Raw genomic sequence first — 241 nt, 5'->3', positions numbered from 1 at the left:
CCTAGGCGGACAAAAAGCCCGTCTTATTTTTGCTGAAGTTGCGCAAAACATCAAACCAGTATCTCCAGCACAAGGCGACCACGTTGCACGTTCTATCATCTTAGAGAACGCATTGATGGAAGTACTTGATGAAGGTAAAGACATCGAGACAGCGCTTAAAGAGGCTGAGCGTCTAATCAAGCGTCGCACGCGTAATCTTTAATTTGTTATTACTTTGAGTAAGTGAGGAAGCGTGGATCTG

At 44.8% G+C, this 241-nt stretch carries 1 pseudogene; it reads left to right on the top strand.

Annotated features, from left to right (window positions below):
• A pseudogene (locus tag AB4486_RS24840) lies at positions 1-202 on the top strand (sugar ABC transporter substrate-binding protein); the annotation flags it as partial.
• Positions 203-241: the final 39 nt, after the last annotated feature.

Source organism: Vibrio sp. 10N.222.55.C6 (assembly GCF_041473395.1).
In the GTDB taxonomy this organism is placed as follows: domain Bacteria; phylum Pseudomonadota; class Gammaproteobacteria; order Enterobacterales; family Vibrionaceae; genus Vibrio; species Vibrio crassostreae_C.
The sequence above is the reverse complement of the archived record's forward strand: the minus strand, read 5'-3'. Positions and strand labels throughout refer to the sequence as shown.